1 pseudogene is annotated in these 1,018 nt (G+C 58.3%); it reads right to left on the minus strand.

Going from position 1 to position 1,018, the window contains the following annotated elements:
* Positions 1-619: 619 nt before the first annotated feature.
* A pseudogene (locus CXR02_RS21860) lies at positions 620-859 on the minus strand (ATP-binding protein); the annotation flags it as partial.
* Positions 860-1,018: the final 159 nt, after the last annotated feature.

Genomic DNA, 1,018 nt, shown 5'->3' on the forward strand with positions numbered 1-1,018 from the left:
CCATGAACAGGCTCCTCCCCGAGAAACTATGCCGATACGCCGAAGTTCACCTCTTCGAAAAACCAAACGCCTCCAGCCCGCGTTCAAAGGCAGCACCGGTTTCCTCGGCATAGTTGCGGGCTCGGCATAGATCTGCGAAGGGCCGGCAAAGGAGGCCGGCGTCGCTGACTTCACGCCTTGTAGCCCCGGGGCAAGAAAACACAATCCCATTTCTGCTGAAGTTGGGGCTCTCCTGACGCATTCGGTGATTCGGGCCTGGAAGTTCTGGTCTATGGCCGCCGCGGCTGAGCCCGGCCAGGGCGTTGAGTGCTTCCGGTTTCTTGAAGCCGACGGCGACGCGGGTGATGAGTCTGAGTGAGTCTAGCCGACCCTTTTCATATGCTACATCGGCTTTGTCGCTTGCCAGCGGGATGGGACCAACGCGTTGCCACGAGTATGGGACCACGTGTAAGTGCTATTTAGCATTGTGGGTCTCCTTGTTTTCGTCAAGGGTGGCGCGCCGGTTTTCGCTGGTGCGTTGGCGCCAGGAGGGGCTGTGTTTCGTCAACTTTAAGTAGGCCATTTCAGCGCTAAGAATCAGGCCACCTCGGCACGTTTCCAGGCCATTTCAGCTGTTTGGTTATTTCATCAGGGCATTTTTGACCCGGTAGGACTCACCACGGAATTGCAGCAGGCGCCCGTGGTGCACCAGCCGATCGATGACGGCGGCAGCCATAATGTCGTCCCCGAACACCGTTCCCCAGCGGGAGAATTCGAGGTTGGTGGTGATGATCAGGCTGCGTTTTTCGTAGCTGTCGGCGATGACCTGGAACAGCAGTCTGGCCCCTTCGGTGTCGATCGGGAGGTAGCCCAGTTCGTCGACCTATGCGGATGTCCGCATAGGTCGACCTATGCCGAGCCCGCAACTATGCCGAGGAAACCGGTGCTGCCTTTGAACGCGGGCTGGAGGCGTTTGGTTTTTCGAAGAGGTGAACTTCGGCGTATCGGCATAGTTTCTCGGGGAGGAGCCTGTTCATGG

The sequence above is a fragment of the Arthrobacter sp. 4R501 genome (assembly GCF_002929755.1).
Lineage (GTDB): Bacteria > Actinomycetota > Actinomycetes > Actinomycetales > Micrococcaceae > Arthrobacter.